The 17,817-nt window shown below is 72.7% G+C and carries 14 protein-coding genes; 9 read left to right on the top strand and 5 right to left on the bottom strand.

The genetic code is table 11. The features are described from left to right. Window positions 1-142 precede the first annotated feature (142 nt). Both ACLJPL_RS08525 and ACLJPL_RS08530 read left to right on the top strand, forming a co-directional pair. Entirely contained in the window at window positions 143-1,387 is a 1,245-nt protein-coding gene (locus ACLJPL_RS08525) for a phospholipase D-like domain-containing protein (protein ID WP_411080116.1), read from the top strand. A gap of 134 nt (window positions 1,388-1,521) precedes the next feature. Further along, window positions 1,522-1,992: a GntR family transcriptional regulator gene (locus ACLJPL_RS08530; protein WP_411080117.1), complete on the top strand. Its 471-nt coding sequence runs from the start codon at window positions 1,522-1,524 to the stop codon at window positions 1,990-1,992. Window positions 1,993-2,024: 32 nt separating this feature from the next. On the opposite strand, the gene ACLJPL_RS08535 is transcribed toward ACLJPL_RS08530, so the two are convergent. Next, entirely contained in the window at window positions 2,025-2,159 is a 135-nt protein-coding gene (locus tag ACLJPL_RS08535) for a hypothetical protein (protein ID WP_411080118.1), read from the bottom strand. Between the two features lie 9 nt (window positions 2,160-2,168). Here ACLJPL_RS08535 and ACLJPL_RS08540 point away from each other — a divergent pair, with 9 nt between their 5' ends. After that, a complete protein-coding gene (locus ACLJPL_RS08540; protein WP_411080119.1) occupies window positions 2,169-2,393 on the top strand; it encodes a hypothetical protein in 225 nt (74 codons plus the stop codon). 60 nt (window positions 2,394-2,453) lie between these two features. Beyond that, window positions 2,454-4,988 (top strand): SpoIIE family protein phosphatase, encoded by a 2,535-nt coding sequence (locus ACLJPL_RS08545; RefSeq protein ID WP_411080120.1) that lies wholly within the window; start codon window positions 2,454-2,456, stop codon window positions 4,986-4,988. 461 nt (window positions 4,989-5,449) lie between these two features. On the opposite strand, the gene ACLJPL_RS08550 is transcribed toward ACLJPL_RS08545, so the two are convergent. Further along, window positions 5,450-6,142 (bottom strand): TetR/AcrR family transcriptional regulator, encoded by a 693-nt coding sequence (locus ACLJPL_RS08550; RefSeq protein ID WP_411080121.1) that lies wholly within the window; start codon window positions 6,140-6,142, stop codon window positions 5,450-5,452. A 115-nt stretch (window positions 6,143-6,257) separates the two neighbouring features. On the opposite strand from ACLJPL_RS08550, the gene ACLJPL_RS08555 reads away from it, so the two are divergent. The 3 genes from ACLJPL_RS08555 to ACLJPL_RS08565 all read left to right on the top strand — a co-directional run bounded on the left by ACLJPL_RS08555 (window position 6,258) and on the right by ACLJPL_RS08565 (window position 10,094). Continuing rightward, window positions 6,258-7,421, top strand: coding sequence for an FAD-dependent oxidoreductase (locus ACLJPL_RS08555; RefSeq protein WP_411080122.1), 1,164 nt, complete (start codon window positions 6,258-6,260; stop codon window positions 7,419-7,421). A gap of 151 nt (window positions 7,422-7,572) precedes the next feature. Then, window positions 7,573-8,667, top strand: coding sequence for a pyridoxal-phosphate dependent enzyme (locus tag ACLJPL_RS08560; RefSeq protein WP_411080123.1), 1,095 nt, complete (start codon window positions 7,573-7,575; stop codon window positions 8,665-8,667). Window positions 8,668-8,831: 164 nt separating this feature from the next. Further along, window positions 8,832-10,094: a DUF6357 family protein gene (locus ACLJPL_RS08565; protein ID WP_411080124.1), complete on the top strand. Its 1,263-nt coding sequence runs from the start codon at window positions 8,832-8,834 to the stop codon at window positions 10,092-10,094. A gap of 14 nt (window positions 10,095-10,108) precedes the next feature. On the opposite strand, the gene ACLJPL_RS08570 is transcribed toward ACLJPL_RS08565, so the two are convergent. Genes ACLJPL_RS08570 through ACLJPL_RS08580 form a run of 3 tightly spaced genes read right to left on the bottom strand, consistent with a single transcriptional unit; the run spans window position 10,109 to window position 13,515 of the window. Further along, window positions 10,109-10,435 (bottom strand): SCO4225 family membrane protein, encoded by a 327-nt coding sequence (locus ACLJPL_RS08570; protein ID WP_411080125.1) that lies wholly within the window; start codon window positions 10,433-10,435, stop codon window positions 10,109-10,111. A 54-nt stretch (window positions 10,436-10,489) separates the two neighbouring features. After that, window positions 10,490-11,170 carry a response regulator gene (locus tag ACLJPL_RS08575; RefSeq protein ID WP_411080126.1) on the bottom strand — a complete coding sequence of 227 codons (681 nt, stop codon included), beginning with the start codon at window positions 11,168-11,170 and terminating at the stop codon, window positions 10,490-10,492. Continuing rightward, window positions 11,167-13,515, bottom strand: coding sequence for a sensor histidine kinase (locus ACLJPL_RS08580; protein WP_411080127.1), 2,349 nt, complete (start codon window positions 13,513-13,515; stop codon window positions 11,167-11,169). The genes ACLJPL_RS08575 and ACLJPL_RS08580 overlap by 4 nt, the downstream gene beginning before the upstream one ends. Window positions 13,516-13,853: 338 nt before the next feature. Here ACLJPL_RS08580 and ACLJPL_RS08585 point away from each other — a divergent pair, with 338 nt between their 5' ends. Together ACLJPL_RS08585 and ACLJPL_RS08590 are read left to right on the top strand one after the other, a co-directional pair. Then, on the top strand, window positions 13,854-14,162 hold the full coding sequence (locus ACLJPL_RS08585; RefSeq protein WP_411080128.1) for an SCO4225 family membrane protein: 309 nt from the start codon (window positions 13,854-13,856) through the stop codon (window positions 14,160-14,162). 196 nt (window positions 14,163-14,358) lie between these two features. Continuing rightward, window positions 14,359-17,685 carry a S8 family peptidase gene (locus tag ACLJPL_RS08590; RefSeq protein ID WP_411080129.1) on the top strand — a complete coding sequence of 1,109 codons (3,327 nt, stop codon included), beginning with the start codon at window positions 14,359-14,361 and terminating at the stop codon, window positions 17,683-17,685. Window positions 17,686-17,817 lie beyond the last annotated feature (132 nt).

Consider the following 17,817-nt stretch of genomic DNA (forward strand, 5'->3'; position numbering starts at 1 on the left):
GCACGGGGGTACAAGCGGATCGCGCGCATCCGATGCCGGGCCTGTTCGACCGTGCCGGAAGTGCGGTCGGCGGGTCCGCGGCCGTACAGTCCGGCGCGTAGCAGCGCCAGGCATTCCGTCCCGTCGACCCAACAGGTGAAAGATGTCCGAGACAACCGTGGTTCCCGACGACGCAGTACTGGGTGAGAGCCCCGCTCCGGGCGACGGCCCCGAGCTGGACGCCGAAGTCTGCGAGACCCGGTCCCGGCGGCTCAGACGCAGGCTGGAGCGGCTGATCGGGATCGCCGCCACCGAGGGCAACGCGCTCCTCCCGCTCCGTAACGGCGACGAGATATTCGGCGCGATGCTGGAGGCGATCCGAAGCGCCGAGCACACCGTCGACATGATGACCTTCGTCTACTGGCGGGGGGACATAGCGCACGAGTTCGCCGAGGCGCTCGCCGACCGGGCCCGCGCGGGCGTCCGGGTCCGGCTGATGCTCGACGGCTTCGGCTGCCGGCTGATCGAGAAGGCCCAGCTGGACCTGATGGACGAGGCCGGGGTGACCATCGCCTGGTTCCGCAAGCCGCTCTACCTCTCGCCCCTCAAGCAGAACCACCGCTGCCACCGCAAGGTGCTCATCGTCGACGAGGGCACCGCGTTCACCGGCGGCGTCGGGATAGCCGAGGAGTGGTGCGGGGACGCGCGCAACGAGAACGAGTGGCGAGACACCCACGTGCGGATCAGCGGGCCCGCGGTGGACGGCCTGGCGGCGGCCTTCGCGCAGAACTGGGCCGAGTGCCACGACGAGTTGTTCGACGACGAGGACCGGTTCGTCGGCGTCGAGCAGAAGGGCGACGCCGTCGTCCAGGTGGTGCGCGGCTCGGCGTCCTTCGGCTGGCAGGACATGCAGACCCTCATCCGGGTGGCACTCGAGTCGGCGGAGGAGCGCATCCGCATCACCACCGCCTACTTCGCCCCGGACGCCTACTTCATCGAGCTGTTGTGCGCCGCCGCCCGGCGCGGGGTCGAGGTGGAGATCCTGCTGCCGGGGCCGCACACCGACAAGCGGGTCTGCCAGCTCGCGGGGCAGCACTACTACGAGCAACTCACCGCCTGCGGTGTGAAGATCTACCAGTATCAGCCGACGATGATGCACGCCAAGACCATCACGGTGGACCGGGTCGCCGCGCTCATCGGCTCCACCAACTTCAACCGGCGTTCCCTCGACCATGACGAAGAGGTCATGCTCGCGGTCATGGACTGTGATTTCACCGCCGCCCTGGACGGGCACTTCGACGAGGACCGCGAGAAGAGCGTGCTGATCGAGCGCGGCCGCTGGAAGCGCCGCTCGATCATCCAGCGGACCCGTGAGGCCGCCGTCATACCCATCCGCCGCTACCTCTGAGGGGCAGCGCGCTGCGGCTGAAGGACGGGCGGGTGAGGGCGGGTGAGGGCAGGTACGGTCCCGGGCGCGGCGGGCGGGCTCTGGCTCGGCCGGCGGCGTGCGGGCGCCGCGCGCTACGCGTCGTCGGCGGCGAGATGGGCGGCGCGCGCCGCGGCGCGGCCGGGAGTCCCGGCCTGGTCCGCGCCGCTCGCGGGTCGGACGGCCCGCCGAGGCCATCGCCCTCGGGACGCGCCGAACGGGCGGCGGAGCAGGTCGCGGAACTGGTCGAGAGTCTGACGCCGGGCTCCCGGCTGGGCACCGAGGACGAGCTCCGAACGCTGTGCGGGGTGTCCGTGGACACGTTCAACGAGGTGCCGCGTCTCCTTCGGGCGCGCGGGCTGGTGACCGTGAAGCCCGGCCCGGGCGGCGGCCTGTTCAGCGCCGAGCAGTCCCCGATGGTCCGGCTCGGCAACTCCGTCCTCGCCCTGGACTCGGGGGCGAACGACGTCGCGGACGCCGTGCGCATCCGCGACGCCCTCGACCTGCTGCTGATCGAGGACGCCCTCCGGCTCATCCACGAGCACAACACGAGTCTCCGGACCGCCGAGGCCCCCGCGCACACGTGACGCGTCGAGCACGACGACGCCCCGAGAGCGCTTCAGTCGACGGCTCGCGCCGCGGCGAGCAGGTCGATCTCATCGTGGAGCGCGGCCCCGAGGACGACCCGGACAGCCCCGGAGGAGTCCGTGCCCACGAGCATCCTGACGCCCGCCTCGTCGAAGACGCGCACCATGTCGTACTCGTGGCGGTGCGGGCCGTCTCGCGCCGGCTCGCCGCGTACAGCGTGCTCATGGACCGTGAACCGTTCGCCGTCGAGGGTTCCGTCCGCCCGTACGGCGTCGAGGCCGGTCAGATGGCGGTGGGCGGCGACCGGGGACGCCTCCCACTTGAGGGCGCCCGCTCCATCGCGCGGCGCAGGACCAGGGTCTCCACCGCGACGGACGTGATCGCTGCCCCGATCCCGTAAAACGGTATGAACCAGCATAATAGGGGTGTCCAAGGTCTCGAACGCTTGGTGAGGGGCAGCGTGGACACCTTCACAGGAGACGACAACGGCGCCCATGAGTTCAACGGCACGCTGATGGACGTCGTGGCCGCCCTGATCGACGACCGGGGAACGGTCAGGCAGTGGTCCGCCGCCGCCGTGCGACTGCTCGGGCGATCCGCCGGTGAGGTGTGCGGCAGGCCCGCGATTCAGTTGTTCACCGACACCGGGAGCGCGGGCGACGCCCTTCCCGACGCCGGGGCGAGGGCTCTGCTGCGTGACGCCCGTGGCCGAGGTGTCGCCGTCCGGTGCCGGCTGCTGCCTCTGCGGGGAACCGCTCACCGGCTGCTGCTCGCCGTTCCCGACGACCGCGCCGAGGGGTCCGAAGGGGAGGCGGCGTTGGTGCGCGCCCTGCTCGCGCGGGAGCGGATCGGGGTCGCGGCGGGGGACGCCGAACTGCGCGTGATGTGCAGCGACTTCAGCGCGGCCGACATGCTGCGGCTGCCCCCGGACGGTCCTCCTTCGGCTGATGGGGCGGACGGGCCCGGTGCCGAGGCCGGGATCGGGGCCGGGGCCGAGCCCGGGGCCGGTGCCGGTGCCGAGGCAAGTGCCGGTGCCAAGGCAGGTGCCAGGACAGGGCCCGGTGCCGAGGCCGTGGCCGATGCCGGGCCCGAGGTCGATGCCGGGCCCGAGGTCGGTACCGGGGCCAGGGCAGGGGCAGGGCCCGGCATCGTACCGGAGAGCTGTGCCGCCCCGGCGAGCCGCACCCGGCATGCGCATGACCCGACCGGCCCGGCGCCCGACCGCCCCTTCTCCGTGACCGCCGTGCGCGCCACGGACCGCCGCGGGCGGTCCTCGGGGGTCACCGTGCTGCTGACGGACACGACCGCGCAGTGGCGCGCCGCCCGGCGGCTGCGGGTGCGGCACCGTGCCGCCATCGGCATCGGCCTCTCCCTGGACGTGAGCCGCACCGCCCAGGACGTGGCCGACGTGCTGGTGCCCGACTTCGCGGACCTGGCGGCGATCGATCTCGCCGAGTCCGTCCTCGCGGGAGACGAGCCGTCCAAGGCGCTCGGCGCCGGCGACCTCCATATGCGCCGGGTGGCCGTACGGGGCGCCGAGGGCTGGCCGGCCGGACTGCTGCGGCCCGGCGAGGCGTTCCCCGCGCTGCCGGACCAGCTCCATATCCGCAGCCTCCAGGAAGGACGGACGGTGATCACCGACCGCGCCCTCCTCGATCGGGCGATCGGCGGCGGCCCGGCGGCGGGGAAGCTGATCCCCGAGAACGGCCGCTCCCTGGCGATCGCCCCGCTGTACGCCCGCGGTCTGGTTCTGGGGATCATCGGGGTGTGGCGTACGGACCGTCACGAGCCCTTCGACGAGCTCGACGCGGACCTGATGACGGAGATCGCCGCGCACGCCGCGCTCAGCATCGACAACGCGCGCCGGTACAACCGGGAGCACCGCGCCGCCGTGACCCTCCAGCGGCGTCTGCTGCCGGCCGCCACCACCCACACCCCGGCGCTCGACGCCGTGGGCCGGTACCTGCCCGCGGCGGGGGGCGCGGAGATCGGCGGCGACTGGTTCGACGTGCTGCCCCTGCCTTCCCTCCGCGTCGCCGTGGCCGTGGGCGACGTGCGGGGGCACGGGCTGCACGCCGCGGCCACCATGGGACGGCTGCGCACCGCCGTGCAGACGCTGGGGGACCTGGAACTGCCCCCGGACGAAATGCTCACCCGGCTCGACGAACTGGTGGCCCGGATCGCGTCCGAGGCGAGCCCGGCCGAGCGGGACACGGTGGGGGCCACCTGCCTGGCCGCGCTGTACGACCCGGTGACGCAACAATGCGCCTTCGCCAGCGCCGGCCATCCCCCGCCCATCGTGGTCACGCCACAAGGCGCCGCGCACCCCGTCCCGGTCCGGCCCGGGCCGCCCCTGGGCGTCGGCGGTCTGCCGTTCGAGACGACCTCGGTGCACCTCGCCCCGGGCAGCTGGCTCGCCCTGTACACCGACGGGCTGCTCAGCGGGCACGGCGGCGACGTCGACGCCGAAGTGGACCGGCTCGCCCTGCGCATCGCCGAACTGCACCGGTCGGGCAGCCCCTTGGAGGAGGCCGGGGACGCCCTGACCTCCGAGCGGGCGCGACAGCCCGCCGCCGACGACACCGCCCTCCTGCTCGCCCGGATCCGGCCGCTGCCTCCCGACGCCGTCGCCGAGTGGGAGTTCCCGGCCGACCCCGCCTCGGTCGCCGAGGCCCGCACGGCCGCCTCCGCGAAACTCGCCGAGTGGGGGCTCGACCTCCTCGACTTCACCGTCGAGCTGATCGTCAGCGAGCTGGTGACCAACGCGGTCCGCTACGCGGGCGGCCCGGTCGGACTGCGCCTCATCCGCGACACCGTTCTGTACTGCGAGGTCAGCGACCCCAGCAACACCCAGCCGAGGCTGCGCCGCGCCGCTCTCGGCGACGAGGGGGGCCGGGGTCTCTTCCTGGTGGCGCAGTTGAGCAACCGCTGGGGCAGCAGGTACGGGCAGTCGGGCAAGACGATCTGGGTCGAGCTGGAGACGACGCCGACGTAGCCCAACCCCCACGCTCCCGTACGCCCCCGGGCCGCACGGCCGAGTCCGGCGCGCCCCGGACCGTACAACCGCCGGCGCGCCCCCGGACCGTACAACCTCAGGTACGCCCCCGGACCGTACGACCGACTCCGGTACACCCCGACCTGCACGACCGACTCCGGTACGCCCCCGACCCGTACGGCCGGCTCCCGTCCGGCGGCCCCCATCCCAGGCCCGCCGTCGATCAGGGTCCCGCCACGAACGACCGACCGCGGCACCGGCATCGTCAGCGGCTTCGCCGACAGCGCCCCCATCACGCCCGTGCGGCCCGGTGGGGTCTCCGCCCCGCTGCCCGGCGTCGCGCCGGCGGCGTTCGACGCCCAGGGCCGGCCGGTGACCGACGAGGTCGGTGAGCTCGTGGTCCCCCGGCTGATCGCCGGGGGCCCTCGGGGCGCTCCTCGCCGTACGGAACTCGGGCCGTACTACTGGCCTGCGGCGGTTTTCAGGCCGATCAGAAGCAGGTCGAGGCCGGCGATGAACTGTTCGCGGTCGTCGTGGGCGCGCAGGTCGGCGGTGGCGCGGGTCAGGAAGGGGTACGCGGCCGGGTCGAGCTCCTTCCAGTGTTCGGCGGTCCGGGCGAGGAAGTCGTCGCGGCTGGTGGTCGCGCCGACAGCCACGCCCGGCGCGATGATCTGGGCGCTGACACCGGTGACGTAGTAGAAGACCGCGGTGGTGACCGCGAACCGCTGCCCGGCGGGCAGCCCGGTTCGTTCGACAAGGGTGCCGATGCGGTCGAACAGGCGCAGCGTGTGCGCCAGCGTGGCGGGCGCGGTGACGTGGGACGCGGCCCACGGGTGCCGGTCCAGGGCGTCGAAGACGGCGACGGCGAGGACGCGCAGCGCGGCGCCCGCGTCGGCGTCCTCGTCGGGGCGGGGGGCCTCGGCCAGGGCGTGGCCGAGCACGTCGTCGGCGGCCAGGGCGACGAGCTCGTCCTTGTTCGCCACGTGCCAGTACAGCGCGCCGGGGCCGGTGTTCAGCTGTTCGGCGAGCAGCCGGAAGGTGAATCCCCGCTCACCGCGCTCGTCCAGCAGCGCGACGGCCGCACCCACGACCACCTCTCGCGACAGGGCGTCGGCACGCCCTCCTGCGGGTGCTCTTCCTCGTGTCCTCGGCATGCCCTCATTTTGACACACCCTGGAACCGTGTTCCATATTGCTAATGGAACACGGTTCCATAAGAGCGTCCGGGTGCCAGCCCCGACGCCGTGCCCGCACAGGAACGAGGAAGCCCATGACCACCAGCCACCACCCGATCGCCATCGTCGGCGCCGGCCTGGGCGGCCTGACGCTCGCCCGGGTCCTGCACGTCCACGGCATCCCCGCGACGGTCTACGAGAGCGACCCCTCGGCCGAGTCCCGCACCCAGGGCGGCCAGCTCGACATCCACGAGGACGACGGGCAGCGCGCGCTCGCCGCCGCCGGCCTCACCGAGGAGTTCCGCGCGATCATCCACGAGGGCGCCGAAGCCCTGCGCGTACTCGACCAGCACGGCGGGCTGCTGCACGAGGAACCCGACGACGGCACGGCGGCGCGCCCCGAAGTGCTCCGCGGAGACCTGCGCCGGGTCCTGCTCGACTCCCTGCCCGACCGGACGGTCCGGTGGGGACGCAAGGTCACCGGCATCCGGCCGCTCGGCGACGGCCGGCACGAGCTGACCTTCAGCGACGGCTCCACCGTGACCAGCGGCCTGCTGATCGGTGCGGACGGCGCCTGGTCGAAGGTCCGGCCGCTGCTCTCCGACGCCCGGCCCGAGTACATCGGCACGACCTTCGTCGAGACCTATCTCCACGACGCCGACGAGCAGCACCCCGAGACGGCCAAGGCGGTCGGTGGCGGCGCGATGTACGCGCTGACCCCGGGCAAGGGGATCGTCGCGCACCGCGAGGCGGGAAACATCCTGCACACCTACGTCGAGCTGAACCGTTCCGCCGAGTGGATCACCGGCATCGACTTCACCGACGCGGCCACCGCGACCGCCCGGATCGCGGCGGAGTTCGACGGGTGGGCCCCGGAACTCGCCGCGCTGATCACCGGCGGCGGGACCGCACCGGTCGCGCGCATGATCCACACGCTCCCGGACGGACACCGGTGGAACCGCGTCCCCGGGGTGACGCTCCTCGGGGACGCCGCGCACCTGATGCCGCCGTCCGGCGACGGCGCGAACCTCGCCATGTTCGACGGCGCCGAGCTCGCCCAAGCGATCGCCGCCCACCCCGACGACGTCGAAGCGGCGCTCACCGCCTACGAAGCGGCCCTGTTCCCCCGCAGCGAGGCGTTCTACGCCGACGCCCACGAGATCCTGGACCTCTGCCTCGGAGAGCGTGCCCCGTACGGACTCATCGACCTCTTCAAGGGTGGCGCCCAAAGCCGGGACGGGGCACACGAACAGCCCTGACCCCGCGATGCCCCCATGCACCCATGCCTCGATGCGATCACGGTCGGGATCCCGCACGGGCGACGCGAAGCGCACCCTGTGGTCCGTCGCCGGCCTGCCGCTCACCCCGCGGCGGACTCACCGCGACAGGACGCCGGTTAGGGTCTGCTTCATGGCTGAGGAGCACGCGAACGCATGGGCCGCCGAGGCGATCCGAAGGATGGGGGCGGGTGGCCCGCGGGTGACGCCGACCCCTCTGCGTCGGCTGGCGCTTCCCGCGATCCGGGACATCGGGATCTACCTCAAGGACGAGTCCGCGCACCCCACCGGCAGCATGAAGTACCGTCTGGTACGGGCCATGTTCCGCGAGGCGATCGCCGCCGGCGCCATCACGGCCGGCACACCGGTGGTCGCGGCTACGAGCGGAGCGGTCGCCGTTGCCGGAGCCCACTTCGCGAGCCTGCTGGGCCTGGACTTCACCGCGGTCGTACCGGCCAGGACCTCCGGGGAAGTGCTGGCCAGGATCGAGGGGGAGGGCGGGCGGTGGCAGGTGGGGGAACAGCCGCCGGCCGCGGTGCAGGAGGAGGCGAGGGCGCTGGCCGAGCGGCTCGGCGGCCACTCCCTCGACCATTTCGCCGACGCAGGGCGGGCGATGGCCGTGAGTGATGAGCCGACGATCGCCGACGAGGTCTTCGCCCAGCTGAGCGAGGAGCCGCATCCGATTCCGGAGTGGATCGTCACGGGTGCCGGAACAGGAGCGACCTCCGCGGCGGTCGGACGCCATCTGCGGCGACACGGCCATCCGACGCGGCTGGCCGTGGTGGATCCGGAGAACTCCGCCTACTTTCCCGCGTGGGCGAGCGGATGCGACGACTACACGACGGGGATGCCCTCGCGGATACCCGGCATCGGCCGTCCACGGACCGAACCCGGCTTCCTGCCGGCGGTGATCGACCTGATGATCCCGGTGCCGGACGCGGCGTCCGTCGCGGCCCTGCGGTGGCTCCGCACGGCCGCCGGGATCGAGGCCGGACCGGCGACCGGCACCAACTTCTGGGGAACGTGCCACCTGGTGGCGCGGATGCGCGAGGCGGGCGTGCGGGGCAGCGTCGTCACCCTCATCGGCGACAGCGCCGATCCGTATCTGACGACCCACCTCAGCCCGTCCTGGGTTCGCGCGCGGGGGCTCGACCCCACACCGTACGAGGCCGACATCGAGCGTTTCGTCCGCACCGGGGAGTGGCCGGCCGTGGACCGGTCCGCATGACCGTGGGAAAGCCGTGCCGGTGGAGAACGCCGGGGCCGGTGTTCTCCACGGGGCGCACAGCCCCGCTGCTCTCCCCCTCCCCCTCTCGGCTCCCGGCCTCTCCGCCGCCCGCCTCGACGTCGCGGGCCGGTGATCGCGCTCGTCCGATGGGGAAGACTGGGCCCATGAGAGACACCGTTTTCACGCGACAGAGCGGCTGGATCCCGAACGTGATCCGCGAGGACGGTGATCTGAAGCTGATGCTGGGCGCCGGGGCCGACGCCAACCACGAGCCTCGCACGTTCACGTTCCCGATCGGGGAGGACCACCTCGCGGTGATCCAGGAGGATCTGGCCAGACACCTGCTGCTGTGGAGTGCGGTCCTTCCGCTGTGCGACGCCGCCGGAACCCGGGGGCGGCTCGACGAGGACGCCGCCGTCGCGCTCCTGGACCCGGTCCTCCTCTCCGCGCCCGAGGACGTCGACGCGCTCTTCCGGCGCATCCCGTGGGACAGGGGCCGGCTCGTCGCCCACGGGGCCGACGTCGATCTGCTGGAGCGCGGTCAGGTCTGCGCGGCACTGCGCGCGGCGACCGAGACGTCCGACGGGAAACGAGCTCAGGAGTACCACGCGCGCCGCCGTCGCGCCGAGCGCGGAGTGGTGCTCGGTCCGCTAGACACTGCGATCCTGACATACACGGGCCAGTACCTGCACGGCTCGACGATTCCGGGACGGATGCCCGACGCCGTCGCCCCCGCGCTGCTGCCCGAGGTCATACGGATCGTCGCCACCGCGGAGCGGGCGTGCGCCGGGATGCGGATCGGCAGCGATCCACGACGGGGGAAGCGCGCCACGGACAAGCGCGACTGGGACCGGATGGCGACGGCGGTCGAAACCGCCGTGCGCCGTGCGCACCCCGGGCTCGCCGATGACGCGGTGCGCACCGTGGGCTTCCTGATGTGCTCGGAGGCCGCGGACCGCTCCAGGAACACACCCGTGGAGGATGACGAGGAGGCGGCCGGCGAGCGTGCCGACGCCGGCGGGAGTGCGAGGAAGACCGCCCTGTCCTTCACCGACGACAAGGGCGTCGAGAAGAAGTGGGTCTCGGGCGGTCCCCGCACCGCATCCGCGGAGTTCTGGGGGTTCGTCGCCGATCGCTCTGCCGGGGACAACGAGGTGTTCACCATCGAGGACGAGGAGATGGGCGAAGGGATCCAGCTGCACTTCTACGCGGACTCCATCGCCCGGGTCACCACGGTGCGGGAGGGTGAAGGCGGGTCGGATCCGGAGTACGGGGTCGAGTACAGCCTCGTCGACGGGATCGGCGGGTACCGGAAGCTGGTGGGCGCCTTCGTCCTCGGCGGCTGCGCCGCACTCGCACCGTACGGCTCGTGGATGTCGGATGCCGCCGAGTTCGAGCGCGCACGCCGGCGGCGCGACGCCGATTAGTCCCAGCGGGCCCGTCAGTGGTCCGGGCGCCGGCCGCGGCGCAGTGCGCGGGTGCACCAGCCGATGATGGCGGCGTTGACAGCCGCTCCCACGGCGATGGCGACGGCGAACACGACGACGCTGTCGATCGGCAGCAGGAGGAAGACGAAACTGACGGGCGCGGTGGCGAGGAACGGAATGACGCCGGCCATGGACTCGTCCGAGCTGTCCCAGACAGTCACCGCCCACGCCCACACGAACAGCGCGGCACAGAGGCCGAGATAGACGAGGCCGGCTGCGCCCAGCCAGTCGTGCAGTCGGCGTGAGATCGATCGTCCGGAATCGGCGGCGGTGCCGGGCATGGTGGTGGTCTCCTCGGTCGGATGGTCGTACTGGCTCTGTCGGGGTCTCGGCGGTCAGAGGCGCGCGCCGGGCGGGTTCGGAGTGGCGAGGCCGAGGTCGTACGCGAGGATGGTCGCCTGCACCCGGTCGCGCAGGCCGAGCTTGCGGAGCAGCGCGGTCACATGGGACTTCACCGTGCCCACGGTGATGCTGAGTTGCCCGGCGATCTCCGCGTTGGTGAGCCCGGCCGCGACGAGGGTGAGCACGCGCCGCTGGCTTGCGGTGAGGCCGTCCAGTTCGGGAATGCTCCCCGCGGGGAGCGCGGTGGGTGACCGGGACGTGTAGTGGCCGATGAGGTGGCGTGTCGCCGAGGGGGCGAGGACGCTCTCGCCGATCGCCACCTCCCGGATGCCCTGGAGCAGTTGGGAGGGGTGCACATCCTTGAGCAGGAAGCCCGAGGCGCCGGCGCGAAGCGCCTCGAAGACGTAGGCGTCGAGGTCGAAGGTGGTCAGGACGAGGACACGGGGCGGGTTCTCGCGGCCGGTGATGATGCGGGTGGCGGCTATGCCGTCCAGTTGGGGCATGCGTACGTCCATGATGATGACGTCGGGAGCCAGCTCCGCGGCGAGGCGTACCGCGGAGACGCCGTCCGCGGCCTCGCCGACGACCGTCATGTCCTCCTCGGCGTCGATCACGGCGGCGAATCCCGCCCGTACGATGCCCTGGTCGTCGACGACCAGCACGTTCAGGCTCATCGTTGTCTCTCCTCGTCGTCCTGCGCGGTGGTGAGTCGTCCCGCACGATGGTGAAGCGTCCTGCGCGGTGGTGAGTCGTCCCGCGCGGTGGTGAGCGGCAGCCGGAGGTGGACCGTCCCTCGTGGGCCGGTGGTCAGGGTGCCGCCGAGGGCGGTGACCCGCGCTGCCAGCCCCTCCCGTACGGCCCTGCCCTCGGCGTGGGCGATCCCGGTGGCCGTGAGCGTCAAGGTATCGGTGTCCACGTCGAGTTCGAGCAGGGAGGGCTCCTCGCCGCCGGCCGCGAGCAGCGTTTCAGCGGCGTGGTAGGCGGCCAGGTCGACGGCGGTGGGCAGGTGCCGCGGCACGCGGTCGGTCAGCCGTATGTCGATGTCGCGGCCGGTGGCCCGCAGATGGTGGGCGAGCAGGTCGAGCGCCTGGAGGGTGGGCTGCGGACGGAGTTCGGGCCCGGTCCCGCTCTGCGGCACGGTGTCGAGCAGGGCGCGCATCGCGGCCAGGGCCTCGCGGGCGCGGGCCGCCGTCGCGTCGAGCCGGCCCGCCTCGGCCTCGGCGACCATGTCGGCGGTGCGGGCGAAGACCGTGCCTTCGAGTCCGGCGGCGATACGGTGGCGCTCGATCCAGGCGTCGCGTACGGCCTCCTCGGTCCAGGCGGCCAGGCGCTCGTCGTGGGCGCGGTGATCGGCCTGCCGGTGGCGGGCCCGGCGGACTCCGGCCAGCCGGGCCGCCGTGCCGGTGAGGGCCACGCCGATCGTGATGCCCACGACGACCGTCCAGGCGGGGGCTGTCGTGCCCCGGTCCAGAACCGCGGTGGCGGCGGCAGCCGCGTGCACCAGCACCGCGAGGAGGACGGTCGTGTTGCGGCGCGTCGCCGTTCGGGCGGGCTCCATCGCCAGCGCGGCGCACGTGGCCAGCAGGCTCAGCGCGGAGGGGAGGAGGACCGGGCCGCCGTAGTTCCCCATCGCCATCGCCACCGGCCACAGCAGCGCCAGCCCCAGCAGCACCGCGTACGCCGTTCGCGGAGCCCTCCGCAGCCACAGCAGGGTCATCGCCTGGCCCGCCGCCAGCAGGGCGAAGAAGACGCCTGCGGACACCCGCGTTCCGCTCGGGACGTCCTCGGCCCTGATGACCAGCGCGGGAAGCAGCGGCTGGAGGACCAGGCCCGCCGCCGCCACCACCTGTGCCACGCGGAAGGACCTGGGGGCGGGCGGTTCCACCGGCGTGGCCGTCCGGCCGGGGAGTACCGCCCGCACCTCCCAGCCGCCTTCCGCCGTCGGGCCGCTGTGCACCGTGCCGCCGGCCTCCCGCGCCCGGGAGCGCAGGAAACCCTGCCCCCGGCCGCCGCCGAGCCCCGCGCCGTACGCCACCGCGCCGGCGGGCGGAGCCGTGCTCGTGACCGCGATCTCGGTGCGGGTCTCGCCGTACCGGCACAGCACGGTGGTGTGCGCGTCGGGGGCGTACCGTGCGGCGTTGGTCAGTGCCTCGCGCACGATGCCGTACGCCGCCTCCGCGACCGCTCCGTCCGGCAGGGGGTCGATCTCGCAGTCCACCTTCCGGCCCAGTCGCCGGAATCCGGCGACCAGGTCCCGCAGTTGTTCCTCCGGTGGGGACACGTCCGCGCGGGAGGGCGCCGGGGCTCGCACCGCGCCGAGTGCGCGGACGACCTCATGGCCGGTCTCTGCCGCGAACTCCAGTGCCTCAGCCGCCAGTTCGGGACGACGGTCCCGCAGTCCGAGGGCCGCGCCCACGGTGACGACCACAGCTGTCAGATGGTGGGCGCTGATGTCGTGCAGCTCCCTCTCCATCCGACGCCGCTCGGCCGCAGGGAGCCGGTGGCGCTCGGTCTCGGCACGCTTCAGCAGGTGACCGGCCGCTCGTCGGGCGCGACGGGCCCGCCGCACGAGCAGGCCGGCGCCGCACGAGGCGGCGTACAGGACAGCGGTCAGGACCAGGTCGAGCCCGTCGCTCTCGCTGAGCCCGTGCAGGCTGATGCCCTGGAGGAGCTGCCAGAGGGCGAGCGCCGTCACGCACAGCACGGCGGTGAAGGCGTCGCGCCGGGTCGCCACGGTGAACACCGCCAGTGCGGCCCCCGCGGTGCCGAGAACGGCCATCGCCCCGGCGGGCAGCGGTCCGGCCCCCAGCGCGCACGCCGCGGCGACGACGACGAGGGCGGCGACCGGCCGGGTGCGGCGCAGGGTGAGCGCCGCTGTCACCACTCCGGCGACCAGGGCCGCCACGAGGAGGGCGGACGCGGACGGTACGGCCCCGCGTACGAGCGGCGCCCCGGGCCATACCAGGGCCTGGGCGCAGAGCAGCAGGGCCGGCGCCAGCCGGTCGTCGGTTCGGTTCATGGTGAGGGAAGGTTATCGCCGCAGGTGAGCGGCCCGGATCGGGCTGGAGGCGGACTCCGGTCTCTTACCTGAGGTACAGAGTCTCCACCTGTGGTCCAACGCGCTGATCGTCCCGCAGCGCGAGGACGGCGCGGGTCACCCGCCCCTAGGCTCGATCACATCGGGAACGCGGTCGGTCACCGGTCAACACCCCCTCCACCAAAGGTCCTTGCGCCCACGGGGTGGGGCTTCGGGGTCGATCGCCCTACGAACCCACGGGTGCCCGGGCGGAGTTCACCGCCTGACGCCCACGGGTGTCCCACGTCGCGCAATCCCCTTTCCTCACCTCGGAGTCAGACATGACCGCTTCCTCACGCACCTTGCCCCAGTCGCTTCGCCGCTATCTGATGAGCCCGGCTGCCGTGGGGTATCTGGCCGTGCTGGTCTGGGTGGGGACGGACGTCGCGCTGACCGACTCCCTGGACGGCAGCATGGCCGGGGTCTGGCTGTTCTTCCTCACCGCCCCGACCTCGTTCCTCTTCGTGGCTCTGCCCGGCGCGCTTCCCTGGGCGGGTGTGGTGGTCGGGGCCCTCGTCCAGGCGGTGGCCCTCGGCGCCGCCTATCGCGGGGTCCGCGGATGGCGGGCACGGCGCACGGTCAGCGCCTGACGCCTCGCGCACTGGCGCTCTCGCGCTCTCGCGCTCTCGCGCTCTCGGAACTCTCGCACCGGCTGCGACGCGACTCACATCACTTTCCACCCACTTCGCTTTCGCTCACCTCACCTCACCTCACCTCACCTTCAACTCACTCACTTTCAAGGGCGGGACAGTCTTGCTGCGAAACAAGAGACAAGTAGGTGCGGCCATGGTGGCGGCACTGCTCACGACCTGCCTGACGGCCGGCGCCGCGTCGGGGGCGGCCTTCGGGCCCGTCGCGGAGGGGGCGCAGTCCTCGGAGGCGTCCGGGACGCCGGCGTCTTCGGGCAAGGGCCACAGGACCGTCGTCACCCTGATCTCCGGCGACCGGGCCTACGTCGATCGCGGTGGGAAGGTGGTCCGTGTCCAGCCCGGCCGGGGCCGCGAGCACATCGCGATGTCCGTCCAGCAGGTGGGGGCCGACACCTACGTTCTGCCCTCCGATGCCCTGTCCCTGGTCGGGCGGGGAACCCTGGACCGCCGCCTGTTCAACGTCACGGGGCTGCTCAAGGCCCGCTACGACGACGCGCACCGCAGCACGGTGCCGCTGATCGTCTCGTACGCGAAGAAGGACCGGTCGACCGCCGAAGCGGCCGTGTCCGCCGCGGACGTCCGAGTGCGCCGCAGCCTGCCCGCCGTCTCCGGGGAGGCGCTGACCGCGCCCAAGAGCGAATCGGCCGGGGTCTGGGAGGCGCTGACCGCCGCCGGCCACCGGGGCGACGGGTCCAGGACGACGGCGCCGGGCATCGCCCGGGTGTGGCTGGACGGCCGGCGCAAGGCCGCCCTGGACCGGAGCGTCGCGCGGATCGGCGCACCGGCGGCCTGGAAGGCGGGCTTCGACGGCGCCGGGGTCAAGGTCGCCGTACTGGACACCGGCGTCGACGAGACACACCCCGACCTCAAGGGGGTGGAGATCGCCCAGAAGGACTTCTCCGGTTCGAGGAACACCGTCGACCACGTCGGCCACGGCACCCATGTCGCCTCGACCGTGGCAGGGTCGGGGGCGAAGTCCGGCAAGCACAGGGGGGTCGCACCGGGCGCGAAGATCCTGGACGCCAAGGTCCTCGACGACGAGGGCAGCGGTGTGGACTCCGGCATCATCGCGGGGATGCAGTGGGCCGCCGACAACGGCGCACGCGTCGCCAACCTCTCCCTGGGAGGCGAGGACACCGCCGGGCACGACCCGCTCGAAGCCGCGGTCGACCGGATATCCGCCCGGAGCGGCATCCTCTTCGTGATCGCGGCGGGCAACGAGGGCCCTGACGCGTCGACCATCGGCTCCCCGGGCAGTGCGGCATCGGCTCTCACTGTCGGAGCGGTCGACCGCAAGGACCGGATCGCGGGCTTCTCCAGCACGGGCCCCACGGCCGACGGCTCACTGAAACCGGACATCACCGCACCCGGTGTCGGCATCGTCGCCGCGAAGGCGGCCAAGGGCGTCGAGGGCGTCCCGGCCGTCCCCGGCTATGCGGCGATGTCCGGTACGTCGATGGCCACGCCGCACGTGGCGGGCGCGGCGGCGGTCCTCGCCCAGCGGCACCCCGGCTGGACCGGTGAGCGGATCAAGCAGGCGCTGACCGCATCGGCGAAACCCGGCAGCGGCCTGTCGCCCCTTCAGCAGGGCACCGGCCGGACGGATCTGACGCGGGCGATCGCGCAGAGCGTGGTCAGCGAGCAGACGTCGGTGAACTTCGGCGCCCAACTGTGGCCGCACGGCGACGACAAGCCGCTGGTCCGGCGGATCACCTACCGCAACGACGGCACGAAGCCGGTCACCCTCGTCCTGTCGATGGAGACGACCGGGCCCGCGGGCAAGGCCGCACCGGCCGGATTCTTCGCCGTGGGCGCCGACCGTGTCACCGTCCCCGCGGGCGGCGCCGCCGGCGTGGACCTCACCGCGAACACCCGGATCGGCGGCCAGGACGGCGTGTTCACCGGCGTGCTCGTCGCCCGGGCCACCCAGGGCGGCCGCGTCGTCCGCACCTCCTTCGGCGTGCAGCGCGAGGCGGAGGCGTACGACCTCACCCTCAAGTACATCGGCACGGACGGCAGGCCCTCCCAGTCGGGCACGCTCGTCCTCGGCCACGACACCGACGTCCTGCTCAACGTCCACGACACCGAGGGCGACGGCATCGTCCGCACCCGGGTGCCCCGGGGCGACTACCTCCTGGAGACGCCGGTCAGGACCCGCAAGGGCCCCCGGGCCGCCCCGGACGTCGCGCTGATGGTGCGGCCCAAGCTCTCCGTCGCCAGGGCCACCACGGTCACGTTCGACGCCCGCAGGGCCAAGCCGGTGGACGTCACCGTGCCCCAGGGGGCCAAGAGCGTCGGCGTCCACCTGAAGTACGTCCTGGAGAACGACGAGACCGTCTACGGCTCGGTCTGGCAGCAGAACTCCCTCAAGGGGTTCCGCACCGGTCACGTGGGCCCCGCACTGCCCGCGAAGGAGTTCAGCTCGCACCTCGGCGGCACCTGGCAGAAGGGCAGCACCACCTACAACCTGCTCTTTGACCGCACCCGCTCCCTGCACACCGGACTGGTCCACAAGGTCGCCAGGAGTGAACTGGCCCTGGTGAAGAACCGGATCGGCGTCTCCGCCAAGAACCGGAAGGGCGCGGTCAGCCCCGTCTGGGAGACGGCGGCGGGAGTCGGGCACGAGACCGTCAGCAGGCCCTTCGCCCTGCCCGCCACGGCGAACACCTACGTCAACACCCGCAAGGGCGTCACCTGGGGCTTCGCCGCCGGGCAGCTCCCGCCCGGAGGCGGCGACGACGATCTGGAGATCATCTTCAACGAACCGGATCTCAAGGGCTACCAGCGGGGGAAGACCTACGCGCAGACGTTCAACGTCGGAGTGTTCAGCCCCAGGATCAACACCTACAACACCGCCCGTCGCATGGGCGACGACCTCAGCTTCTGCATCGGGGAGTACGCCGACGGCGCGGGCCACGTCGGCCTGTCGACGGTGACGAAGCAGCGGACCCGCGTCACCGTCGACGGCAGGAAGCTCCTCAGCTCCGAGGACGGGCTCTGCCAGGACGTCTTCGGTCTGCCGTCGAAGAGCGCCGCCTACCGGATCAGCACGGAGGCGACCCGCTCCACCAAGGTCGCCGGCGTCACCACCCGCCTCGCCGCCGCCTGGACCTTCCGCTCAGGGAAGACCCCGGCCGACGACCACACGGTGCTTCCCCTCTCCTCGGTCCGCTTCGCCCCGAAGCTCGACCTGTACAGCAGGGCCGCGGCCGGCAAGAAGCTCACGGTCCCGCTCACCCTCCAGGGCCCGGCGGCAAAGAACCCCAAGAGCCTGTCCGTGCAGGTCTCCTACAACGGTGGCAAGAGCTGGTCCAAGGCCCCCGTCCTCACCAGGAAGGGCAAGCGGTCACTTGCTCTCAGCCACCCCGGGAAGGCCGCCTCGGTCTCCCTCAAGGCGAAGCTCACCGACCAGCGGGGCAATGCCTACCAGGTCACCATCATCAAGGCGTACCTGCTCAAGTAGGCCCTGAAGGCCGCTCGCCAGTGCGTACCGAGTCCCGCCCGGGGAAGCTCCCGGGCGGGACCCGTGTGCTCGACGGCGTTTCCCCAGGGCCTGTCCGGCGCGTCCCGACCGGGTCCGCGACGCCCGGCACGG

Origin of the sequence: Streptomyces sp. cmx-18-6 (genome assembly GCF_046548915.1) — a bacterium.
GTDB lineage: Bacteria > Actinomycetota > Actinomycetes > Streptomycetales > Streptomycetaceae > Streptomyces.

What these genes read in the sequence shown, in the direction of transcription:
- ACLJPL_RS08560 (WP_411080123.1), top strand. Translation starts at nt 7,573, where the DNA reads ATGGCTGAGGAGCACGCGAACGCATGGGCCGCCGAGGCGATCCGAAGG.
- ACLJPL_RS08565 (WP_411080124.1), top strand. Translation starts at nt 8,832, where the DNA reads ATGAGAGACACCGTTTTCACGCGACAGAGCGGCTGGATCCCGAACGTG.
- ACLJPL_RS08535 (WP_411080118.1), bottom strand. Translation starts at nt 2,159, where the DNA reads ATGGTGCGCGTCTTCGACGAGGCGGGCGTCAGGATGCTCGTGGGCACG.
- ACLJPL_RS08555 (WP_411080122.1), top strand. Translation starts at nt 6,258, where the DNA reads ATGACCACCAGCCACCACCCGATCGCCATCGTCGGCGCCGGCCTGGGC.
- ACLJPL_RS08530 (WP_411080117.1), top strand. Translation starts at nt 1,522, where the DNA reads ATGGGCGGCGCGCGCCGCGGCGCGGCCGGGAGTCCCGGCCTGGTCCGC.
- ACLJPL_RS08570 (WP_411080125.1), bottom strand. Translation starts at nt 10,435, where the DNA reads ATGCCCGGCACCGCCGCCGATTCCGGACGATCGATCTCACGCCGACTG.
- ACLJPL_RS08525 (WP_411080116.1), top strand. Translation starts at nt 143, where the DNA reads ATGTCCGAGACAACCGTGGTTCCCGACGACGCAGTACTGGGTGAGAGC.
- ACLJPL_RS08575 (WP_411080126.1), bottom strand. Translation starts at nt 11,170, where the DNA reads ATGAGCCTGAACGTGCTGGTCGTCGACGACCAGGGCATCGTACGGGCG.
- ACLJPL_RS08550 (WP_411080121.1), bottom strand. Translation starts at nt 6,142, where the DNA reads ATGCCGAGGACACGAGGAAGAGCACCCGCAGGAGGGCGTGCCGACGCC.
- ACLJPL_RS08585 (WP_411080128.1), top strand. Translation starts at nt 13,854, where the DNA reads ATGACCGCTTCCTCACGCACCTTGCCCCAGTCGCTTCGCCGCTATCTG.
- ACLJPL_RS08590 (WP_411080129.1), top strand. Translation starts at nt 14,359, where the DNA reads ATGGTGGCGGCACTGCTCACGACCTGCCTGACGGCCGGCGCCGCGTCG.
- ACLJPL_RS08580 (WP_411080127.1), bottom strand. Translation starts at nt 13,515, where the DNA reads ATGAACCGAACCGACGACCGGCTGGCGCCGGCCCTGCTGCTCTGCGCC.